We start from the raw sequence: 856 nt of genomic DNA on the forward strand, positions 1-856 counted from the left end.
CTGCACCGCCGGGGCCTCCTGGCGGACGACGACGGCGGGGCGCCGCCGCTCGCCTCGCTTGGGCTCCTGGAGCCCCGGAGCATGGACGCCCCCGTCGGCCGCCTGTCCCAGGGGCAGCAGCGGCGCCTCCACCTGGCCCTGTGCCTTGCCGAGCGGCCGGACCTGCTGATGCTCGACGAGCCCACCAACCACCTCTCCGCGACGCTCGTCGACGAGCTCACGGAGGCCCTCCGCACGACCCGGTCGGCGGTGGTCGTGGCCACCCACGACCGGCAGATGCTCCGCGACCTCTCCGACTGGCCGCGGCTGGAGCTCACCGCCGAGGGGGTGGCCCGATGATGCCGACCGCCGCCCTGAAGCCGCTGTCCTCCCCGCGCTACCGGCCGCTGTTCGCGGCGATGGTGCTGACCCTCTTCGCCCAGGGCGCCTGGACCCTGTACCTGGCCATGCAGGTCCTCGACCTCGGGGCCGATCCGCGGACGCTGGCCGGCGTCGTCATGTGGAGCGGCATCGGCCTGCTGGCCGCCTCGCTGCCCGCCGGCGTCGTCGCCGACCGGGTGTCGAAGAAGCGGATCCTGGTGATCGTCCTCGCGGCGAACGCCGTGGCGGCCGGCACCGTCTCGGGGCTCGCCCTTGCCGGGGCGGCGCCGTACTGGCTCCTCGGGCTCTCGGCCCTGCTCATCGGGGCCTCGACGGCGTTCTTCTTCCCGGCCTACACGGCGCTGGTCCCGATGCTCGTCGACGAGGATCAGCTGATGGCCGTGAACGGCCTGGAGGGGGCGATGCGGCCCGTCGTCGGGCCCAGGCGCTGGCACCGGCCGTGGCCCGGGGCTGTCATCGGCGCCGCGAGCCCGCC

2 protein-coding genes are annotated in these 856 nt (G+C 75.1%); both read left to right on the top strand.

Annotation, left to right across the window (positions count from 1 at the left end):
* A partial coding sequence (locus AC2W7A_RS12930; RefSeq protein WP_485991680.1) for an ATP-binding cassette domain-containing protein occupies positions 1–339 on the top strand: 339 nt, incomplete at its 5' end.
* A partial coding sequence (locus tag AC2W7A_RS12935; RefSeq protein ID WP_485991681.1) for an MFS transporter occupies positions 336–856 on the top strand: 521 nt, incomplete at its 3' end. The genes AC2W7A_RS12930 and AC2W7A_RS12935, both read left to right, overlap by 4 nt.

It is taken from the genome of Micrococcus sp. LASM2_SD2 (assembly GCF_057364565.1).